This is a genomic window from Pseudochelatococcus lubricantis (assembly GCF_042432495.1).
GTDB classification, from domain to species: Bacteria; Pseudomonadota; Alphaproteobacteria; order Rhizobiales; family Beijerinckiaceae; genus Pseudochelatococcus; species Pseudochelatococcus lubricantis.
Window position 1 is genome coordinate 228,855 of sequence record NZ_JBHLXC010000024.1, and the last position, 18,606, is coordinate 247,460.

Below are 18,606 nucleotides of genomic sequence, written 5' to 3' on the forward strand. Positions count from 1 at the left end.
CTATGTTCCGTGACCTGTTCACCTTCCACCGCGCCCCGCCGCATGTCGCCCCGTTGATCACCGGCCACGCCGTTCCGGCATCCGCCATCCACGCCGCGTGCTTCGCGCGGGCGTGGGATGCGCTGGAGCTGGAACGCATGATCGCCAGCGCGGCCCACTTCGCGGATGGCGTTTTCGCGGGCGGCATCTTTCCGGAAGGCGGCGCGCCGCTGCTCGGTTTCGCGCTGTCCCGGATCGTCGTCGACGAGGCTGAAATCCTGACGGTCGCCATGACCCCCGACGCGCGCGGACAGGGCGCCGGCCGGCTGCTGCTGATGCATCACCTCGACAGGCTGGCACAGTTCGGCGCGCGCACGGTGTTTCTGGAGGTTGACGAGGGCAACGCTGCCGCACGCGCGCTCTACCGCCGCGCCGGCTTCGTCGATATCGGCCGCCGCCCGGGCTATTACCCCGGGCTGGACGGCAGCCGCGCCACGGCCATCACCATGCGCGCCCAGTTGGATTAACGTATCGTTTCCTGTAGACTCTGCATGCGGGAAATCCTGTTCCCGCATGGTTTTGCGTTCGGCTGTCGCCCAACAACGATATTGCGGAGAAATGCGATGTCCCCCCTCCCCAAAACGGTCGCCGACGAGAAGAAGCAGGCGGCGGGCCCCGGCGGGACGGACAAGCGCCTCAACGAGAAGAACGTCATCGAGCGCTTGTGCAGCACCAGCGGCCTGCGCATGACGGGCCAGCGGCGCGTCATCGCCAAGGTCATCGCGGAAGCCGACGACCATCCCGACGTGGTCGAGTTGCACCGCCGCGCCACGGTCGTGGACGAGAACATCTCGCTGTCGACCGTCTACCGCACTGTCAAGCTGTTCGAGGATCAGGGCATCATCGAGCGCCACCAGTTCGGCGACGGTCGTGCCCGCTACGAAAGCGCGCCAGCCGTCCATCACGACCACCTCATCGACATGAACACCGGCGCGGTGATCGAATTCCACTCCGACGAGATCGAGGCGTTGCAGGCGGAGATCGCCCGCAAGCTCGGCTACCGGCTGGTGCATCACCGGCTGGAGCTTTACGCGCTTCCAATCGACGACAAGTCTAAATAACGGGTATCCAGCCTTGAGCAGCCTGCGTTTCTACAGCCGCATTGCGGTGCTGGTTCCCGTGACGCTCGTCGGCATCCCGCTGCAGTGGCTGGCGGTGCGCCTCGACGGGCCGGGACGGCGCGCCATTCCGCTACTTTATCACCGCATCGTCTGCGCCACGCTCGGCATCCGGCGCATCGTCCACGGCGAGCCGCCGCGCGGCAAGGCGGCACTGATTCTCTCTAATCACGTCTCATGGCTCGACATCTGCGTGCTGTCGGCGCTCACGCCGCTGTCGTTCATCGCCAAGGCGGAAGTGGGCACCTGGCCGATGGTGGGCCTGCTGGCGCGGCTGCAGCGCACCGTCTTCATCGATCGCGCACGCCGCACGGATACGGCGCGCACCAACGACGCCGTGGCGCAGCGCCTGCGCGCCGGCGATCGCATCGTGCTATTCGCGGAGGGCACTACCGGCGACGGCACGCGCGTGCTGCCCTTCCGTTCCGCGCTGGTGGGCGCGGCGCGGGAGGCGCTGGCCGGCGCGGACAGCGGGCTCGACGTCGTACTGCAACCGCTCGCCATCACTTATGTCAGGCGCGACGGTCTGCCGCTGCAACGGGCCGACAAGCCCGCCATCGCCTGGCACGGCGACATGGAACTCGCGCCCCACCTCAAGGGCATCCTCTCCGGCGGTCCCATCGATGTGCAACTGACATGGGGCACGCCCATTCCCTTCGCCGCCGGCACCGACCGCAAGCAGGCAACCCGCGCCGCCGAAGAGGAGGTGCGCGAGAAGGTGCGCGAGGCGCTCGCCATCGGCGGCAAGATCGGACCTCAATAGTCGGCTACATAAAAAGGTAGACGGCTACATGAAACTGTATGGGTCGACGTCCACTGCCACCCTGAGCTTCGCCGGGTGCCTGGGCGCGCGCTCCAGCCAGTCGCGCAGGTACGCCTGCAGATCGACCGTCCGCGCCGTCCGCACCAGAAGCCGGAAGCGATAGCGGCCGCGTATCATGGCAAGCGGCGCTTCTGCAGGACCGAGCACGACGACATGGGCTGGCGCCTGGGCCATGCGCGCCAGCGCCCGGGCGTAGTTTTCCGCCTCCGCCCGGTCAGGGCCGGAGACGATGATGCCCGCGAGCCGCCCGAATGGCGGCAGGCCCGCTTCCTCCCGCACGGCGATTTCCTCGGCATAAAAGCGCGCCACGTCGCCGGAGAGGATGGCGCGCAGCACGGGATGGTCGGGCTGCATCGTCTGGATCAGCGCCCGGCCGGGCCTGTCGCCGCGCCCGGCGCGGCCCGTCACCTGCTGCATGAGCTGGAACGTACGCTCGGACGCGCGCGGATCGCCGTTCGCCAGGCCGACATCCGCATCGATGACGCCCACCAGCGTCAGGCCGGGAAAGTTATGGCCCTTGGCGACGAGCTGCGTGCCGATGACGATGTCGACCTCGCCGTCGGCAACCGCCTGCAGCTCCGCGCGAATGCGCTCGGCACCGCCGGGCGAATCGCTGGAGAGCACGATGGCGCGCCTGTCCGGAAACACCTCCGCCACCTCCTCCGCGAGGCGTTCGACACCGGGGCCGCAGGCGGCGAGCGTATCCGCCTCGCCGCAGGCGGGGCAGACATCGGGCCGACGCTCGACATGCCCGCAGTGGTGGCAGACGAGCGCGCGGCGGAAACGGTGGTCCACCAGCCATGCCGAGCAATTGGGGCACTGGAAGCGGTGGCCGCAGTGGCGGCACAACGTGAGCGGCGCATAGCCCCGCCGGTTGAGGAACAACAGCGCCTGCTCGCCCGCCTCCAGCGTCTCGTTGACGGCGACGACGAGCGGCGGCGATATCCAGCGCCCCCGCTCCGCCGGATGGCGGCGCAGGTCGACGGCTCGGATTTCCGGCAGCGTCCGCCCGCCGAAGCGCTCAGGCAGCAGCAGATGCCTGTAACGTCCCCGGTCGGCATTGACCTTGCTTTCGATGGACGGCGTCGCGGAGGCGAGCACCACGGACGCCTGCTCGAAGCGCCCGCGCACCACCGCCATGTCGCGGGCGTGATAGATGACGCCATCGTCCTGCTTGTAGGCGCCCTCGTGCTCCTCGTCGACCACGATCAGCGCCAGATCGCGAAACGGCATGAACAGCGCCGACCGCGCCCCCGCCACGACGCGCACCGTGCCATCCGCCGTGCCGGCGTGGATGCGCGCGCGCTTGCGGCCCGTCACGCCGGAATGCCATTCGGCGGGTTTGGCGCCGAAGCGCGCCTCGAACCGCGCCAGAAACTGTGAGGTGAGCGCGATTTCCGGCATCAGGATCAGTGCCTGCCGCCCCGCCCGCAGCGCTTCGGCCACCGCTTCGAAGTACACTTCCGTCTTGCCCGAGCCTGTGACGCCCTCGACGAGCGTCACCGAAAATGCCGCCTCCCGCACGGCGGCGCGCAGCGCCTCCGCCGCCGCACGCTGGACATCGGACAACTTCGCCCGCGCGAAATCGGGATCGGGCGGCAGCACCACCGGCATTGGCGGCAGTGGCACAGTCTCCAGCGTGCCCTCGTCGATGAGCCCATCGATGACGGTCGTCGACACGCCAGCCTCGCGGGCGAGGTCTCGCTTCAGGAAGACGTGTCCGTTCATCGCCGCCGCCAGCACCCGCGCGCGCGCCGGTGTCATACGTGCGGGCGAATCGCCTGCACGCCGCACGCCGATGCGCGGTGGCTCCAGCAGGCGGGCGTTATCCTCGCCACCCCCCTCCGGCACGCGCAGCGCGAGCCGCATCGCAAGGCCGCGCGGGGCGAGCGTATACCAGGCAATCCAGTCGATGAATGCGCGCATCCGCTCGCTATAGGGCGGCACGTCGATGCGCCCGATCACCCGCTTGAGGCCTCCCGCGCCCTCGCCCGCTTCCGCATGCGCAGTCCAGACGACGCCAACTGTCTCGCGCTTGCCGAGCGGCACGCGCACCACGTCCCCGGCGTCCAGCGCCATGCCTTCCGGCACGGCATAGGAATAGGCCTTGTCGAGCGCCACCGGCAGCAGGACGTCGACGGTCCGCGGGCAGTTGGAAACCGGATCGGGCGGGACAGGATGAATCATGGTAACGGGATACGCGATTCCGCGCCGGCGCGGAACAGGCACGCGGCGCGCCATTTACCCGCGATTAGCGCCGCGCCCGTATCATTTCCGCATGAGCAACGTCGCCGCCCTCTCCTTCCCCCTGTCTCCCGACGTGCAGGCGGCCCTGGCCGAATGGCTGCGGCACCTCGGATCGGAGCGCCGCCTCTCGCCGAGAACGCTGGTGGCCTACGAGCGCGATACACGCCAGTTTCTCGCTTTCCTTGCCACCCATCGCGGCGAACCGCCCGCGCTTGCCGGCCTCGCCGACCTCACGCCCGCGGACCTGCGCGCCTTTCTCTCGGAGCGCCGTCAGCATGAGATCGGCAACCGCACGCTCATGCGCCAGCTCGCCGGGCTGCGCTCCTTCGCCCGGTTTCTGGAGCGCACCGAGCGCGGCGAGGCGGCCGCCTTCACCACCGTGCGCGGCCCGCGCATCACCCGCACGCTGCCGAAACCGCTGCCCGTAAACGCCGCGCGCGCCGTGACCGACGCGGACCTGCGCGCCGGCGAAGACAAGCCTCAATGGGTGTTGATGCGCGATGCCGCCGTGCTGTCGCTGCTCTACGGCTGCGGGCTACGCATCGGCGAGGCGCTGTCGATCCCCCGCAAGGACGCGCCCATCGATGGCCGCGACAGCGTCACCGTCGTCGGCAAGGGCAACAAGATGCGTTCCGTCCCCGTACTGCCACAAGTGAGCCGCGCGATCGCCGACTATCTCGCGCTCTGCCCCTATCCGCTCCCGCCGGACGAGCCGATGTTCAGGGGCGCGAAGGGCGGCCCCCTGTCGCCGCGAATCGTGCAACTCGCCATGCAGACGCTGCGGGGCGCGCTCGGCCTGCCTGCCAGCGCCACACCGCACGCTTTGCGCCATTCCTTCGCCACGCATCTGCTGGGCCGCGGCGGCGACCTGCGCGCCATTCAGGAACTGCTCGGCCACGCCTCGTTGTCCACGACGCAGGGCTACACGAAAGTAGACGCCGCCCGGCTGATGGCAGCTTTCGACGCGGCCCATCCCCGCGCACGGGCGCGGTAAAGCGCGCTCCAATCCAACAGACTGATTTTAGCGATGAAAATTTGTTCAATATCAAAGAATTAGATCATTACATCGTCTCTATGAAACGACGTAACGATCCAGATGTTTAGGCCGACGCCGATCCGATCAGCTCGCGAACGAGGAAATGCCGCCGTGCGCGGCGGACCACTCGGCCGGCTTGTTGAGGAAGGCCTCGACCGCCGCCAGCACGCCCGGATCGAAATGACCGCTCTCCTTCGCCGCCGCCAGCACATCCCACCACGTGGTCAGGTAATGCAGCTTGACGTTGAGCTTCTCCATCACCTCGCGGCTGTGCGGGAAGATGTCGTAGAAGAACAGCACGAAGCAATGGTCGACCTGGGCGCCCGCCGTGCGCAGCGCCTCGGCGAAGTTCACCTTGCTGCGCCCGTCCGTCGCCAAATCTTCAACGAGGAGCGTGCGCGCACCGACATGTACCTCGCCCTCGATCTGGGCGTTGCGGCCGAAGCCCTTGGGCTTCTTGCGGATATACTGCATCGGCAGTTCGAGCCGGTCTGCGATCCACGCCGCGAAGGGAATGCCCGCTGTCTCGCCGCCGGCGACGATGTCGATCGATTCGTAACCGATCTCCCGCACGATGGTGGAGGCGGCGAAATCGATCAGCGACGAGCGCAGGCGCGGATAGGAGATGATCTTGCGGCAGTCGATGTAGACCGGGCTGGCCCAGCCGGAGGTGAAGATGTAGGGCGTCTCGGCGTTGAAATGCACCGCCTTGATTTCAAGCAGCATCCGCGCGGCCTGGCGCGCGATGAGTTCGCGATCGATGGGAGGCGGCAAGGTGGTCATGGGGGTCTCCTGAAGGCGTCGCCCGCTGGCGCGGCTGAATCGGTCAAGAGCCTTCAATCACGACCCGGCCCGTTCGGCAAGAATGTTTTATGGCGGGACGGAGCGTGTCAGGATGCCTGCCACCAGGTCACCGCCTCGTCGAGGTCGGGACGGGGACGGTCCTTCTGCTTTTCGCTCCCGGTGCCGATGTGGATAAAGCCGGCAACGCGCTCGTCAGTCGCGATGCCGAGGACGCCCTTGGCCGCCTCGTTGTAGGCCGGCCATCCCGTCAGCCACACGCCGTCGAATCCGGCGAGCGTCGCCGCCGTCAGCAAATTCATGCAGACCGCGCCGGCCGAAAGAATCTGTTCCCATTCGGGTTTGCGCGCCTGCGGGTCCGCCCGGCTGACAACGACGATCGTCACCGGCGCCGCAGCAAAGGTGCCGGCAATCTTCTCAGCCTGCTTGTCCCGCCTGTCATCGTCCTCCTCAGGATTTTCCGACACGTAGAGCCGCGCCAGCCGCTCGCTCGCCTCGCGCTTGGCCGCGCCCTCCAGGACGATGAGCCGCCACGGTTCCAGCTTGCCGTGATCGGGAACGCGCAGCGCAATCGCCAGCAGACGCCGCAGCAGCGCGGCATCCGGCCCCGGCGCGCCGAGTTCGAGCGGCGCCGCCGAGCGGCGGCGCTCCAGCCTCTTCAACCGCTTGTCGACCTGTGCCTCATCCACCATCGCCGCCTCCCTCATTTGTCCGCATCAACCATAGCCGACGGCGGAAGAGAGTAAATAGCTGATATCTCTTTATATTCGCACGAAACAAGGGCAGTCCGGCCAATAAAAAAGGCGGCTTGCGCCGCCTTTCAGCACCCGGAACCGCTCCGGCTTCAACGGCTGGCGGCAGCCCGCAGGTCGCGAAGCTGCACCACTTTCTCGGACGCAGCCTGCTTGTCCTCGAAAGTCTTGGCGTCGCGCACGTCCTCTTCCGCGTCCCGGATTTGGCTGTCGACGAAGGCCGTATCGATCTCCTCGACCGGAATGGCGTATTCCGCAAGCACGGTGAGGCCAGCAGGGTTCACGTCGGCGAAGCCGCCGCGCACGAACAGACGCCGGATGTTCTGGTTCGCGTCCCGAATCTGGACGACGCCGGGCTTCAGCACCGCCATCAGGGGTGCATGCGCAGCCAGCACCGTCATCTCGCCATCGACGGACGGAACCGTGGCGCTTTCGGCCTGGCCCGCGAACAACAATTTCTCAGGCGAGACCAGCTCGACATGAAAGGTAGCCATGACGGTACTCCCGACCTCTCTTCAGCCTGCGGGGCGCTTCACCGCCCCGCCCTTTTCATCGCGTCACGCGGCTTCGGCGGAGAGCTTCTGCGCCTTCTCGACAGCCTGCTCAATGGTACCCACCATGTAGAACGCCGCTTCCGGCAGGTGGTCGTACTTGCCTTCCACCAGCCCCTTGAAGCCCTTGATGGTGTCTTCAAGACCGACCAGCGTGCCGGGCGAACCGGTGAACACTTCGGCAACGTGGAACGGCTGCGAAAGGAAGCGCTCGATCTTGCGGGCGCGGGACACCGTCAACTTGTCGTCTTCCGACAGCTCGTCCATACCAAGGATGGCGATGATGTCCTGCAGGGCCTTGTAGCGCTGCAGCACCTGTTGCACCGAGCGGGCAACGCCGTAGTGCTCGTCGCCGACGACGAGCGGCGACAGGATGCGCGACGTGGAGTCGAGCGGGTCGACGGCCGGGTAGATGCCCTTTTCCGCGATGGCGCGCGACAGCACGGTGGTGGCATCAAGGTGCGCGAAGGACGTGGCCGGTGCCGGGTCGGTCAGGTCGTCGGCGGGCACGTAGATGGCCTGCACCGAGGTGATCGAGCCCTTGGTGGTCGTGGTGATGCGCTCCTGCAGCGCGCCCATGTCGGTGGCGAGCGTCGGCTGGTAACCCACTGCGGAGGGGATACGGCCGAGAAGCGCCGACACTTCCGAACCCGCCTGCGTGAAGCGGAAGATGTTGTCGACGAAGAAGAGCACGTCCTGGCCCTGATCGCGGAAATGCTCGGCGACGGTAAGGCCGGTCAGCGCCACGCGGGCACGCGCACCCGGCGGTTCGTTCATCTGGCCGTAAACCAGCGCGCACTTGGAGCCGGCGGCAGAGCCGTTGTTCTCCTTGGGATCGACATTCACCTTCGATTCGATCATCTCGTGGTAAAGGTCGTTGCCCTCGCGGGTGCGCTCGCCGACACCGGCGAAGACCGAGAAGCCGCCGTGCGCCTTCGCGATGTTGTTGATCAGTTCCTGGATGAGCACCGTCTTGCCGACGCCCGCGCCGCCGAACAGGCCGACCTTGCCGCCGCGCGCATAGGGGGCGAGCAGGTCGATGACCTTGATGCCGGTAACAAGGATCTGAGATTCCGTGGACTGCTCAGCATAGCTCGGCGCCGGCTGGTGGATGGCGCGGATGTCCTCGGCCTCGACCGGACCGGCTTCGTCCACCGGCTCACCGATGACGTTGAGGATGCGTCCGAGCGTCGCGTTGCCGACAGGCACCTTGATCGGCGCGCCCGTGTCGGTGACGTCCTGTCCGCGCACCAGCCCCTCGGTCGTGTCCATGGCGATGGTGCGCACGGTGTTCTCGCCGAGCTGCTGCGCCACTTCGAGCACCAGCCTGTGGCCGCGGTTCGTGGTCTCCAGCGCGTTCAGGATCTCGGGCAGCTGCCCGTCGAACTGCACGTCGACAACAGCACCGATCACCTGCGTGATGCGGCCAGTACTCTTAGCCGGGGAAACATTAGTCATGGTGCTGCTCCGTCCGAGGCCGTCCGAGCCTCTCATTCATCCTACACCTGGCGCCGGCCACTGCTGGCCGCACCCTTCCCGATATCGTCGGCGCCGCAAGGCGCCCTCCCGTGCGCCGCGTCAGATCGCCTCTGCGCCCGAGATAATCTCGATCAGTTCCTTGGTGATCATCGCCTGACGTGACCGGTTGTAAATCAGCGTCTGCTTCTTGATCATTTCGCCGGCGTTGCGCGTCGCGTTGTCCATCGCCGACATGCGCGCGCCCTGCTCGGAAGCGGCGTTCTCCAGCAGCGCCCGGAAAACCTGCACCGACACGTTGCGCGGCAAAAGCGTCTCGAGGATTTCCTCCTCGTTCGGCTCATAGGAGTAGACCGCATCCGCCACCGCATCGTCCGGACGCTCCGGCAGCACGGCCGGAATAAGCTGCTGCGCCGTCGGAATCTGCGAGATCACCGAACGGAACTCCGAGTAGAACAACGTGGCTACATCGAAGTCACCCGCCTCGAAAGCCGCGATGATCTTCTTGCCGAGCCGGTCCGCGACATCGAATGTCAGCGTCTTGACGTCGCGCAGATCCACGGTTTCGATGATGTAGTCCGCGTACTGGCGGCGCAGGGCCTCGTAGCCCTTCTTGCCGATGGTGATGATCTTCACCGTCTTGCCCTGCGAGAGCAGGGACTGGATGTGCTCGCGCGCCAGACGAACGATCGACGAGTTGAAACCGCCGCAAAGACCGCGCTCGGCGGTGGCAATGATCAGCAGGTGCGTGTCGTCCTTGCCCGTGCCGGCGATCAGCGGCGGCGCGCCATCGCCCGGCCCGATGCTCTGAGCCAGATTGGCCAGAACGCGGTCGATGCGCTGGGCGAAGGGACGCGCGGCCTCGGCCGCGAGCTGGGCGCGGCGAAGCTTCGCCGCGGCCACCATCTGCATGGCCTTGGTGATCTTCTGCGTCGCCTTCACGGAGGCGATGCGGTTGCGCAGGTCCTTCAAGCTCGGCATGGTTGACGCCTATCTCCTCGCGGGGAGCGTGACCCTGTCACGCTCCTTCCCGATCCATACCCGATCCGGTCAGCTGAACGACCGGACGAACTCCTCGATCGCAGCCTTGAGCTTGGCGGCCGTCTCGTTCGACAGGTCCTTGGTCACGCGGATATCCTCAAGGATGTCGGCGTGGCTGGAACGGACGAACGCGAGCAGGCCGTTCTCGAACTCACGGACCTTCGCGACCGGGATGACGTCGAGATAGCCGTTGACGCCGGCGTAGATCACGACCACCTGCTCTTCGTTCTTCAGCGGCGAGAACTGCGACTGCTTCAGCAGTTCCGTCAGGCGCGCACCGCGGTTCAGCAGACGCTGGGTGGCGGCGTCGAGGTCCGAGCCGAACTGCGCGAACGCAGCCATTTCGCGATACTGGGCAAGCTCGCCCTTGATCTTGCCGGCAACCTTCTTCATCGCCTTCGTCTGGGCGGAGGAGCCCACGCGCGACACCGAGAGGCCGACGTTCACCGCCGGGCGCACGCCCTGGTAGAACAGGTCCGTCTCAAGGAAGATCTGGCCGTCCGTGATCGAGATCACGTTGGTGGGGATATAGGCCGAGACGTCGTTGGCCTGCGTCTCGATGATGGGCAGCGCGGTCAGCGAGCCGAGGCCGTTGTCCTCGTTCAGCTTCGCGGCGCGCTCCAGCAGGCGGGAGTGCAGATAGAACACGTCGCCAGGATAGGCTTCGCGGCCCGGCGGGCGGCGCAGCAGCAGCGACATCTGGCGGTAGGCCACAGCCTGCTTCGACAGATCGTCATACACGATCACCGCGTGCAGGCCGTTGTCGCGGAAGTACTCGCCGATGGCGCAGCCAGCGAACGGCGCGATGTACTGCATCGGCGCGGGGTCCGAGGCCGTGGCGGCGACGATAATCGAATATTCGAGCGCGCCCTGCTCTTCCAGCACCTTCACGAACTGCGCGACGGTGGAGCGCTTCTGGCCCACGGCGACGTAGACGCAGTAAAGCTTCGCCTTCTCGTCGTCGCCCTGGTTGAGCGGCTTCTGGTTGAGGATCGTGTCGAGCGCGATCGCGGTCTTGCCCGTCTGGCGGTCGCCGATGATCAGCTCACGCTGGCCGCGGCCGATCGGGATCAGCGCGTCGATGGCCTTGAGGCCCGTCGCCATGGGCTCGTGCACCGACTTGCGCGGAATGATGCCCGGAGCCTTGACGTCCACCTGGCGACGCTCCGTCGCCTGGATCGGCCCCTTGCCGTCGATGGGATTGCCAAGTGCGTCCACGACGCGGCCGAGCAGGCCGGGGCCCACCGGCACGTCCACGATGGACTTGGTGCGCTTGACCGTCTCGCCCTCGGTGATATCGCGGTCGCTACCGAACACCACGATGCCGACGTTGTCGCTCTCGAGGTTGAGCGCCATGCCGCGCACACCCGATTCGAACTCCACCATCTCGCCGGCCTGGACCTGATCCAGACCATAAACGCGGGCGATACCGTCGCCCACCGAGAGAACTTGGCCGACCTCGGTTACTTCGGCCTCTTGACCGAAGTTCTTGATCTGCTCCTTGAGAATTGCGGAAATTTCCGCGGCGCGGATGCTCATCAGCCGACCTCTTTCAACGCGAGACGGATAGAATTAAGTTTGTAGCGCAGGCTCGCGTCGACCATGCGACTGCCGAGCTTGACAACGAGACCGCCGAGGATGGCGGGGTCGACCCGGACGTCGAGAACGATCTCGCCGCCGTTCGCGGCACTCTTGAGCGCCGTCTTTATGTCCTCAAGCACCTTGGCGGAAGGTTCCTCGGCCACCGTCACCTCGGCGCGGACGATGCCGCGGCTTTCAGCGACCAGCGCCTTGTAGGCCTTGATGATCTCGTGGATCAGGAACAGGCGGCGCTTCGAGGCCACCAGCCGGATGAACTTGCCGGCCCAGCCGCCGATGCCCGCCTTTTCCAGCACGGCGGTGATGGCGTTGAGCTGCTGCTCGGCCGTGAACACCGGCACCCGCACGAGGCGCGCAAGATCGGCGCTCTCGGCGATGAGCGCCTCGAACCGATCGAGATCCGCGCTGATGGAATCGACGCTATTGGCTTCAACCGCCAGTTCGAAAAGCGCGGTGGCATAGCGTCCCGCGACGCCGGAAACGATCGATCCGCCTTGTGACACGGGCCTCTCTCCGGGGTTATTGAGCAGGTATGACGCCAGTGGCCACATTCGGCCGTATCATACCAACCCGATTGCATAACTCTGTGATGAGAACGGGAACGCGGTCCGCATTCCCATCGGTTTGGGTGCCCTAACATAGGCTTGAGCGCCGCGCAACCCGGCATGTCACAATCCCGCCGTCACGTTGCACGGGCGCCACGCCCGGCCAGGAGCGAGCCCTGCGCGGGCTGCATGGAGGGGCCGGTCGACGTCCGGAGTCATGCAGGATAACTGCGTTCGCCGAAGATGGCGCTGCCCACGCGGACATGGGTGGCGCCCAGCATGACGGCCTGTTCGAAGTCCCCGCTCATGCCCATCGACAACCCCCTGATATCGTTCCGCTTCGCGATCTTGCGCAGCAGCGCGAAGTGGGGAGACGGCGGTTCGCCGGCGGGTGGAATGCACATGAGCCCTTCGATCGCCAGCCCGTGCTCCTCGCGGCATTCGCGGATGAATGCATCGGCGATCTGCGGCGCCACGCCGGCCTTCTGCGGCTCCTCGCCGGTGTTCACCTGGATGAACAACAGCGGCATTTGCGCGGCGCCGACGCGCGCCTGCTCGCGGGCGAGTTCCCGCGCCAGCGAGGGACGGTCGAGCGAGTGGATGGCGTCGAACAGGGCGACGGCCTCGCGCGCCTTGTTGGTCTGCAGCGGCCCGATCAGGTGCAACCGCACCGCAGGAAATTCCTCTTTCAGCGCGGGCCACTTGGCCTTCGCCTCCTGCACCCTGTTCTCGCCGAAATCCCGCTGTCCGGCCTCCAGCACAGGCCGAATCGCCTCTACGTCGAAGGTCTTCGAGACCGCGATCAGCGTGACCTCGCCGGGCTCTCGCCCTTCCTCGCGCGCCGTGCGCGCGACGGCGGCGCGCACGGCCGCGAGGCGCGCGGCGGCATTGTCCCCGTTTTCGGATGTCGGCCCCATAACCTTCCCGCCTTTCCCCATTCCGGCAGCCGTTTCGCACCCACCGCGCCGGAGAGCACGTTGACGGCCAGTCCCATTCGTGCCCTAAGTCCTGCAAAATGCGCAGCGTCCGACCGGCCGGGACGGCCTGCTGCGCTCTCCCGCCGGCCCGACGGCCGACAATGATTTGCGACAGCGGATTCCAGATAGCAAGACCATGAGTGCGGACCCAGTCAATACGGAACGGTACAACCCCAAGGACGTCGAACCCCGGTGGCGCGCGGCGTGGGAGGCGAAGCAGCTTTTCAACACCCGCAACGATGATTCGCGCCCGCCCTACTACGTGCTTGAGATGTTTCCGTACCCTTCCGGCCGCATCCACATGGGCCACGTGCGCAACTATGCGATGGGCGACGTCGTGGCGCGCTACAAGCGGGCGAAGGGCTTCAGCGTGCTGCACCCCATGGGCTGGGACGCTTTCGGCATGCCGGCCGAGAACGCCGCCATGGAACGCAAGGTCCACCCGGCGCAATGGACCTATGCCAACATCGCCGCGATGCGCAAGCAACTGCAGTCGATGGGGCTGTCGCTCGACTGGAACCGCGAGTTCGCCACCTGCGACCCGTCCTATTACAGGCACCAGCAGAAGCTGTTCCTCGATTTTCTGAAGGCCGGCCTCGTCGACCGCAAGACGTCCAAGGTCAACTGGGACCCGGTCGACCATACGGTGCTCGCCAACGAGCAGGTCATCGACGGACGCGGCTGGCGCTCCGGCGCGCCTGTCGAGCAGCGGGAACTGACGCAGTGGTTCCTGAAGATCACCGACTTCGCGCAGGATCTGCACGACGCGCTCGACACGCTCGACCGCTGGCCGGAAAAGGTGCGCACCATGCAGCGCAACTGGATCGGCCGTTCCGAGGGCCTGCTGCTGCGATTCGCGCTGGACGCCGCAAGCGTTTCGCGGGAGCCGGCGGCAGAAGGCTTTTCCGAGGTCGAGGTCTATACCACCCGCCCGGACACGATCTTCGGCGCGCGCTTCCTCGCCATCTCGGCCGACCATCCGCTGGCGAAGCGCCTCGCGGAGGGCAACGCCGCGCTGACCGCCTTCATCGACGAGTGCCACCGCACCGGCACGGCCGCCGAAGTGCTGGAAAAGGCGGAAAAGAAAGGCTTCGACACCGGCCTGTCCGTGCTGCATCCCTTTGATCCCGCGTGGACGCTGCCGGTTTACGTCGCCAATTTCGTGCTCATGGACTACGGCACGGGCGCCGTGTTCGGCTGCCCCGCGCACGACCAGCGCGACCTCGACTTCGCGAACGCCTACGGCCTCGGCAACACGCCCGTCGTCTGCCCGCCCGGGACCGATCTGTCGACGCTCGCGATTACCGACACCGCCTTCACGGACGACGGCGTACTGGTCAACTCGCGCTTCCTCGACGGCCTGAGCATCGCCGAGGCCAAGGAGGAGGTTGCCTCCCGCCTGGAGAGGGAACAGTACGACGGCCGGCCCGTCGCACAGCGCAAGGTGAACTTCCGCCTGCGCGACTGGGGCATCTCCCGCCAGCGCTACTGGGGCTGCCCGATCCCGATCATCCATTGCGGAAGCTGCGGCCCGGTGCCGGTTCCCGAAACGGATCTGCCCGTGAAGCTGCCGGACGACGTCACGTTCGACGTGCCGGGCAATCCGCTGGACCGTCATGAGGCGTGGAAGCAGGTTCCCTGCCCGCAATGCGGCGGCGCGGCGCGGCGCGAGACGGACACGATGGACACGTTCGTCGATTCGTCGTGGTACTTCGCCCGCTTCACCGATCCGAAGAACGAGACCGCACCGACGACCCCGAAGATCGCTGACCACTGGCTGCCGGTGGACCAGTATATCGGCGGCATCGAGCACGCGATCCTGCATCTGCTCTATTCGCGCTTCTTCAGCCGGGCGATGTCGGTCACGGGCCACCTGAATGTGAAGGAGCCGTTCGCCGGCCTGTTCACGCAGGGCATGGTGGTGCACGAGACCTACCGCGATGCCGGCAAGACGTGGGTGGAACCCGCGCAGGTGCGCTTCGAGACGGGAGACGAAGACAGCCGGCTGGCGTTCCACATCACGACCGGCGAGCCGATCGAGATCGGCGCGGTCGAGAAGATGTCGAAGTCGAAGAAGAACGTCATCGACCCGGACGAGATCATCGATACCTTCGGCGCCGATACGGCACGCTGGTTCATGCTCTCCGATTCGCCGCCCGAGCGCGACTTCATCTGGACGGAGGAAGGCGTTCAGGGTGCTTACCGCTTCGTACAGCGGCTGTGGCGCCTTGTGCAGGAGACGGCGGGCCTTGCCGTGGCGGCGGGCGTTGCAGACGAGGCGGAGGCGCTGGCGCTGCGCAAGGCCGCGCACCGCACGGTGATCGGCGTGGAGGACAATATCGAGCGCCTGCGGTTCAACCGCGCCGTGGCACAGATCTACGAACTCGCCAATGCCCTGCAGGACGCGCTGGTGCCGGCCCGCAAGAACGGCGCGGGCGCCGCGCTGGTGGAAGCGGCGCGGGAGGCCGCCACCTTCCTCACACAGATTTCCGCGCCGATGATGCCGCACCTCGCCGAGGAATGCTGGGCCGCGCTCGGCCATGCCGATCTTGTGGCCGAGGCGCCGTGGCCGGTCGCGGATCGTGCATTGACGGTGGAGGATGTGATATCCTTGCCGGTGCAGGTCAACGGCAAGAAGCGCACCGACATCGAGGTGGCGCGCGATGCCGACCAGGCCACCATCGAGGCAGCCGTTCTCGCTCTCGAAGCCGTGCAGAAGGCGACCGAGGGACGTGCGGTCCGCAAGGTCATCATCGTCCCGCAGAGGATCATCAATGTCGTCGTCTGACACGTTCCGCCCGGCCTTGCGCCCGCTCGTCCGCGTCGCCGTCGCGATGCTCGCAGTCGCCCTGCTCGGCGGCTGCTTCCGGCCTCTGTATGGCGTATCGGCCAACGGGCCGTCCGTGCAGGAGCAACTGGCGGCGATCGAGCTTGCCACCGTCGATCCGGGCAACCGCGATCACAACAGGCTTGCCTATTACCTGCAGAGCGAGCTGGGCTACCGCCTTACCGGCGGCTCACCGGACGCGGCAACGAAGCGCTTCCGGCTGGAGGCGAAGGTGTCCGAATCGGTCTCCTCCACCATCGTCAATACCTCGACCGGCAACGCGGAGGCGGCGCTGCTGACGGGCACGGCCGAGTTCAAGCTCCTGCCGGCCGGCGGCGGCGATCCCGTCATGTCCGCCACGGCAGTGGCCTCCTCCGCCTATGACCGCACGCCCCAGCGCTTCGCCTCGCTGCGCGCCGCCCGCGACGCGCAGATCAGGGTGGCGAAGGCGCTCGCCGACCAGATCCATACGCGCCTCGCCGCCAAATTCGCATCGGGTGCGATTCCAGCCGGACGATAGACGCCATGGTCGCGGTCAAGGCGGGAGATGTCGAGCGGGTGCTGGCGAAGCCGGACCCGAAAGCCGTTGTGTTCCTCATCTACGGCCCCGACACCGGCCTCGTTTCCGAACGCGCGCGGCGCCTCACCGAGGCGGCGGTCGACGATGCGGCCGATCCGTTCCAGATGGTGCGCCTCGAAGGCGACGACGTCGCCGCCGATCCCCTGCGGCTTGCGGACGAGGCCAACACCATCGGGCTGTTCGGCGGAAAACGCGCGATCCGCGTCAGCGCGACATCGCGCAATCTCACGCCTGCGCTCGCGCCGCTGCTGGCCGCGCCGCCGCAGGACGCCGTGGTGGTGGTGGAGGCGGGCGACCTGCCGCGCTCCTCGCCGCTGCGCGCCGCATGCGAACGTTCGGCCGTCGCCCTCGCCATTCCATGCTACGCGGACGGGGCGCGCGACATTGCCGGGCTCGTCGATGCCGCCATGCGCGACCACGGCCTGGGCATCGAGGCCGACGCGCGGCAGACGCTCGTTTCCCTGCTCGGCGGCGACCGCGTGGCGAGCCGGGCGGAAATCGACAAGCTAGCCCTTTATGCACGCGGCCAGCGGGCGGTGACGCTCGCGGACGTGCACGCGGTTGTCGGCGACGTGTCGGCGCTGGCGCTCGACGCGGTGTCGGATGCGGCTTTCGGCGGCGATCTGGCGGCGCTCGACGGCGCCTTCACACGGCTGATGCGCGAGGGCTTCGATGCGGGCGTGCTGCTCGGCTTCGTGCTGCGCCATGGCCTGATGCTGGCACAGGCGCGCATCGCCATCGAGGCGGGAAACGGCTCACCGGCCTCGCAGGTGGAAGGCATGCGCACCCTGCACTTCCGGCGCAAGGCAGCCGTCGAGCGCCATCTGCGGCTGTGGACGCATGCGAATCTGACTCGCGCCGTGCGCGACCTCGGCACCGCTGTCGCCGCCACACGCCGCAATCCCGCGCTCGCAGAGGCGTTGGCGCAAAAGGCGCTGTGGGCCATCGCCCTCACCGCCCGCCGCGCCGCCGCGAGAACCTGAACGCCTCAGCGCAACGCCAGCGGATTGGCCGTCAGCGCGGCGGCGTCCGGCGTGTCCACCGCCACCTCGCCCGTGAATGCGCCCCACAGGCGGCGTACGAACGCCTCGTCGAGATCGCGCAAAATAAGCACGAGCTTCGTCGTGTGATCCTCGTCCGGCCACGCCGGCAGCGTCACCGGCGCATGAAAGAGATGCTGCACGCCCTGCACGACGACCGGATGCTCCGGATCGTCGGCGAGTTGCACGATCCCCTTCGCACGGAGAAGCTGCGGCCCGTGGGCCGCGCGCAGCAGGTCGAGAAAAGCCTCGAACCGCCCGCGCCCGACCGGCCGCGCACTCGTGAGACAGAAGGCCCTGATGCGCTCGTCATGCCGGTTCACATCATGGCGATGGTCATGTGCATGATCATCATGGTCATGGTGGTGGTGATCGTGATGGTCGCGATGACCGTGCCCCTCGGCCAGCGCCTCCGCGTTCAGCCAGCGGCGCACATCGGGGATCTTCCCGTCCGCGTCATAAAGACCGGCATCCAGCAGGCGGGCGGCCGTCGCCTCGCCCTGCGCGGCGTCGAGAACGGGCGCGACCGGATTGAGCCGGCGCAGACGCGCACGCAACTCCCCCGTCTCACTCCTTTCCGCAGGCGCGGCGGCGGAATCGGTATCGATGAGGTCGGTTTTCGTCAGCACGATCCTGTCGGCGACGGCAACCTGCTTCACCGCCTCCTCGTGCGCATCGAGCGTCGCGGCACCGTTCACCGCGTCGACCACCGTGACGACGCCGTCGAGGGCGAAACGCAGGCTCAGATACGGGTGATAGATGATTGTGTGCAGGATGGGCGCCGGATCGGCAAGCCCTGTCGTCTCGATGACGACGCGCCGGAAGGGTGCAATTCGGCCATTGTCGCGCCGACGCAGAAGGTCCTCCAGCGTGGCTATCAGGTCGCCGCGAATCGAACAGCACAGGCAGCCCGAAGACAGCAGCAGCAGGCCCTCGTCCGCAGTCTCGACCAGCAGATGGTCGATGCCGATTTCGCCGAACTCGTTGACGATCACCACCGTGTCCGCCAGCGCCGGATCGCGCAGCAACCGGTTGAGCAACGACGTCTTGCCCGCGCCGAGAAAGCCCGTCAGCACCGTGAGCGGCAGCGCAGGAGCGGCACCCCGGGGGCGGCCCGAATCAGACGGGCCTGAAGCAATGGTCATGGATGTTCC

17 protein-coding genes are annotated in these 18,606 nt (G+C 67.0%); 7 read left to right on the forward strand and 10 right to left on the reverse strand.

What is annotated here, in order from left to right; translation table 11 throughout:
* The first annotated feature begins 2 nt into the window (after positions 1–2).
* From ACFFJ7_RS20245 to olsA, 3 genes are all read left to right on the forward strand, one after another.
* Positions 3–506, forward strand: coding sequence for a GNAT family N-acetyltransferase (locus tag ACFFJ7_RS20245; RefSeq protein ID WP_377594957.1), 504 nt, complete (start codon positions 3–5; stop codon positions 504–506).
* Positions 507–725: 219 nt separating this feature from the next.
* Entirely contained in the window at positions 726–1,100 is a 375-nt protein-coding gene (locus ACFFJ7_RS20250) for a Fur family transcriptional regulator (protein WP_246225410.1), read from the forward strand.
* Between the two features lie 13 nt (positions 1,101–1,113).
* Positions 1,114–1,920 (forward strand): lyso-ornithine lipid O-acyltransferase, encoded by an 807-nt coding sequence (olsA, locus tag ACFFJ7_RS20255; RefSeq protein ID WP_377594831.1) that lies wholly within the window; start codon positions 1,114–1,116, stop codon positions 1,918–1,920.
* A 24-nt stretch (positions 1,921–1,944) separates the two neighbouring features.
* Here olsA and ACFFJ7_RS20260 read toward each other — a convergent pair whose 3' ends face one another.
* A complete protein-coding gene (locus ACFFJ7_RS20260; protein ID WP_377594833.1) occupies positions 1,945–4,167 on the reverse strand; it encodes a primosomal protein N' in 2,223 nt (740 codons plus the stop codon).
* Between the two features lie 91 nt (positions 4,168–4,258).
* Here ACFFJ7_RS20260 and ACFFJ7_RS20265 point away from each other — a divergent pair, with 91 nt between their 5' ends.
* The gene (locus tag ACFFJ7_RS20265; RefSeq protein WP_166954928.1) at positions 4,259–5,221 is read left to right on the forward strand and encodes a tyrosine recombinase XerC; all 963 of its coding nucleotides are present in this window, start codon (positions 4,259–4,261) and stop codon (positions 5,219–5,221) included.
* Positions 5,222–5,347: 126 nt separating this feature from the next.
* Here ACFFJ7_RS20265 and ACFFJ7_RS20270 read toward each other — a convergent pair whose 3' ends face one another.
* The 8 genes from ACFFJ7_RS20270 to ACFFJ7_RS20305 form a co-directional block, all read right to left on the reverse strand.
* A complete protein-coding gene (locus ACFFJ7_RS20270) occupies positions 5,348–6,046 on the reverse strand; it encodes an orotate phosphoribosyltransferase (protein ID WP_166954926.1) in 699 nt (232 codons plus the stop codon).
* A gap of 107 nt (positions 6,047–6,153) precedes the next feature.
* Positions 6,154–6,756, reverse strand: a complete 603-nt coding sequence (locus ACFFJ7_RS20275; protein ID WP_166954924.1) for a nitroreductase family protein — start codon at positions 6,754–6,756, stop codon at positions 6,154–6,156.
* A gap of 152 nt (positions 6,757–6,908) precedes the next feature.
* Positions 6,909–7,310, reverse strand: a complete 402-nt coding sequence (locus ACFFJ7_RS20280; RefSeq protein WP_166954922.1) for a F0F1 ATP synthase subunit epsilon — start codon at positions 7,308–7,310, stop codon at positions 6,909–6,911.
* 63 nt (positions 7,311–7,373) lie between these two features.
* Positions 7,374–8,825, reverse strand: a complete 1,452-nt coding sequence (gene atpD / locus ACFFJ7_RS20285) for a F0F1 ATP synthase subunit beta (RefSeq protein ID WP_166954920.1) — start codon at positions 8,823–8,825, stop codon at positions 7,374–7,376.
* Positions 8,826–8,945: 120 nt separating this feature from the next.
* Positions 8,946–9,824, reverse strand: a complete 879-nt coding sequence (locus ACFFJ7_RS20290; RefSeq protein ID WP_377594837.1) for a F0F1 ATP synthase subunit gamma — start codon at positions 9,822–9,824, stop codon at positions 8,946–8,948.
* Between the two features lie 69 nt (positions 9,825–9,893).
* Entirely contained in the window at positions 9,894–11,423 is a 1,530-nt protein-coding gene (gene atpA, locus ACFFJ7_RS20295) for a F0F1 ATP synthase subunit alpha (protein WP_166954916.1), read from the reverse strand.
* A complete protein-coding gene (locus ACFFJ7_RS20300; protein ID WP_377594840.1) occupies positions 11,423–11,986 on the reverse strand; it encodes a F0F1 ATP synthase subunit delta in 564 nt (187 codons plus the stop codon). The genes atpA and ACFFJ7_RS20300 overlap by 1 nt, the downstream gene beginning before the upstream one ends.
* 257 nt (positions 11,987–12,243) lie before the next feature.
* On the reverse strand, positions 12,244–12,945 hold the full coding sequence (locus ACFFJ7_RS20305) for a YggS family pyridoxal phosphate-dependent enzyme (RefSeq protein WP_166954912.1): 702 nt from the start codon (positions 12,943–12,945) through the stop codon (positions 12,244–12,246).
* A gap of 196 nt (positions 12,946–13,141) precedes the next feature.
* Here ACFFJ7_RS20305 and leuS point away from each other — a divergent pair, with 196 nt between their 5' ends.
* Genes leuS through holA form a run of 3 tightly spaced genes read left to right on the forward strand, consistent with a single transcriptional unit; the run spans position 13,142 to position 17,395 of the window.
* Complete coding sequence (leuS, locus tag ACFFJ7_RS20310) at positions 13,142–15,793, forward strand: leucine--tRNA ligase (RefSeq protein ID WP_377594843.1); 2,652 nt, start codon at positions 13,142–13,144, stop codon at positions 15,791–15,793.
* Positions 15,780–16,352, forward strand: coding sequence for an LPS assembly lipoprotein LptE (lptE, locus tag ACFFJ7_RS20315; RefSeq protein WP_377594845.1), 573 nt, complete (start codon positions 15,780–15,782; stop codon positions 16,350–16,352). The genes leuS and lptE overlap by 14 nt, the downstream gene beginning before the upstream one ends.
* Positions 16,353–16,357: 5 nt before the next feature.
* On the forward strand, positions 16,358–17,395 hold the full coding sequence (holA, locus tag ACFFJ7_RS20320) for a DNA polymerase III subunit delta (protein WP_166954905.1): 1,038 nt from the start codon (positions 16,358–16,360) through the stop codon (positions 17,393–17,395).
* Positions 17,396–17,400: 5 nt separating this feature from the next.
* On the opposite strand, the gene ACFFJ7_RS20325 is transcribed toward holA, so the two are convergent.
* On the reverse strand, positions 17,401–18,597 hold the full coding sequence (locus ACFFJ7_RS20325; protein WP_377594848.1) for a CobW family GTP-binding protein: 1,197 nt from the start codon (positions 18,595–18,597) through the stop codon (positions 17,401–17,403).
* Positions 18,598–18,606: the final 9 nt, after the last annotated feature.

Coding starts and splice junctions, on each gene's coding strand:
- ACFFJ7_RS20245 (WP_377594957.1), top strand. CDS start 3: ATGTTCCGTGACCTGTTCACCTTCCACCGCGCCCCGCCGCATGTCGCC.
- ACFFJ7_RS20250 (WP_246225410.1), top strand. CDS start 726: ATGACGGGCCAGCGGCGCGTCATCGCCAAGGTCATCGCGGAAGCCGAC.
- ACFFJ7_RS20260 (WP_377594833.1), bottom strand. CDS start 4,167: ATGATTCATCCTGTCCCGCCCGATCCGGTTTCCAACTGCCCGCGGACC.
- ACFFJ7_RS20265 (WP_166954928.1), top strand. CDS start 4,259: ATGAGCAACGTCGCCGCCCTCTCCTTCCCCCTGTCTCCCGACGTGCAG.
- ACFFJ7_RS20270 (WP_166954926.1), bottom strand. CDS start 6,046: ATGACCACCTTGCCGCCTCCCATCGATCGCGAACTCATCGCGCGCCAG.
- ACFFJ7_RS20275 (WP_166954924.1), bottom strand. CDS start 6,756: ATGGTGGATGAGGCACAGGTCGACAAGCGGTTGAAGAGGCTGGAGCGC.
- ACFFJ7_RS20280 (WP_166954922.1), bottom strand. CDS start 7,310: ATGGCTACCTTTCATGTCGAGCTGGTCTCGCCTGAGAAATTGTTGTTC.
- atpD (WP_166954920.1), bottom strand. CDS start 8,825: ATGACTAATGTTTCCCCGGCTAAGAGTACTGGCCGCATCACGCAGGTG.
- ACFFJ7_RS20290 (WP_377594837.1), bottom strand. CDS start 9,824: ATGCCGAGCTTGAAGGACCTGCGCAACCGCATCGCCTCCGTGAAGGCG.
- atpA (WP_166954916.1), bottom strand. CDS start 11,423: ATGAGCATCCGCGCCGCGGAAATTTCCGCAATTCTCAAGGAGCAGATC.
- ACFFJ7_RS20305 (WP_166954912.1), bottom strand. CDS start 12,945: ATGGGGCCGACATCCGAAAACGGGGACAATGCCGCCGCGCGCCTCGCG.
- leuS (WP_377594843.1), top strand. CDS start 13,142: ATGAGTGCGGACCCAGTCAATACGGAACGGTACAACCCCAAGGACGTC.
- lptE (WP_377594845.1), top strand. CDS start 15,780: ATGTCGTCGTCTGACACGTTCCGCCCGGCCTTGCGCCCGCTCGTCCGC.
- holA (WP_166954905.1), top strand. CDS start 16,358: ATGGTCGCGGTCAAGGCGGGAGATGTCGAGCGGGTGCTGGCGAAGCCG.
- ACFFJ7_RS20325 (WP_377594848.1), bottom strand. CDS start 18,597: ATGACCATTGCTTCAGGCCCGTCTGATTCGGGCCGCCCCCGGGGTGCC.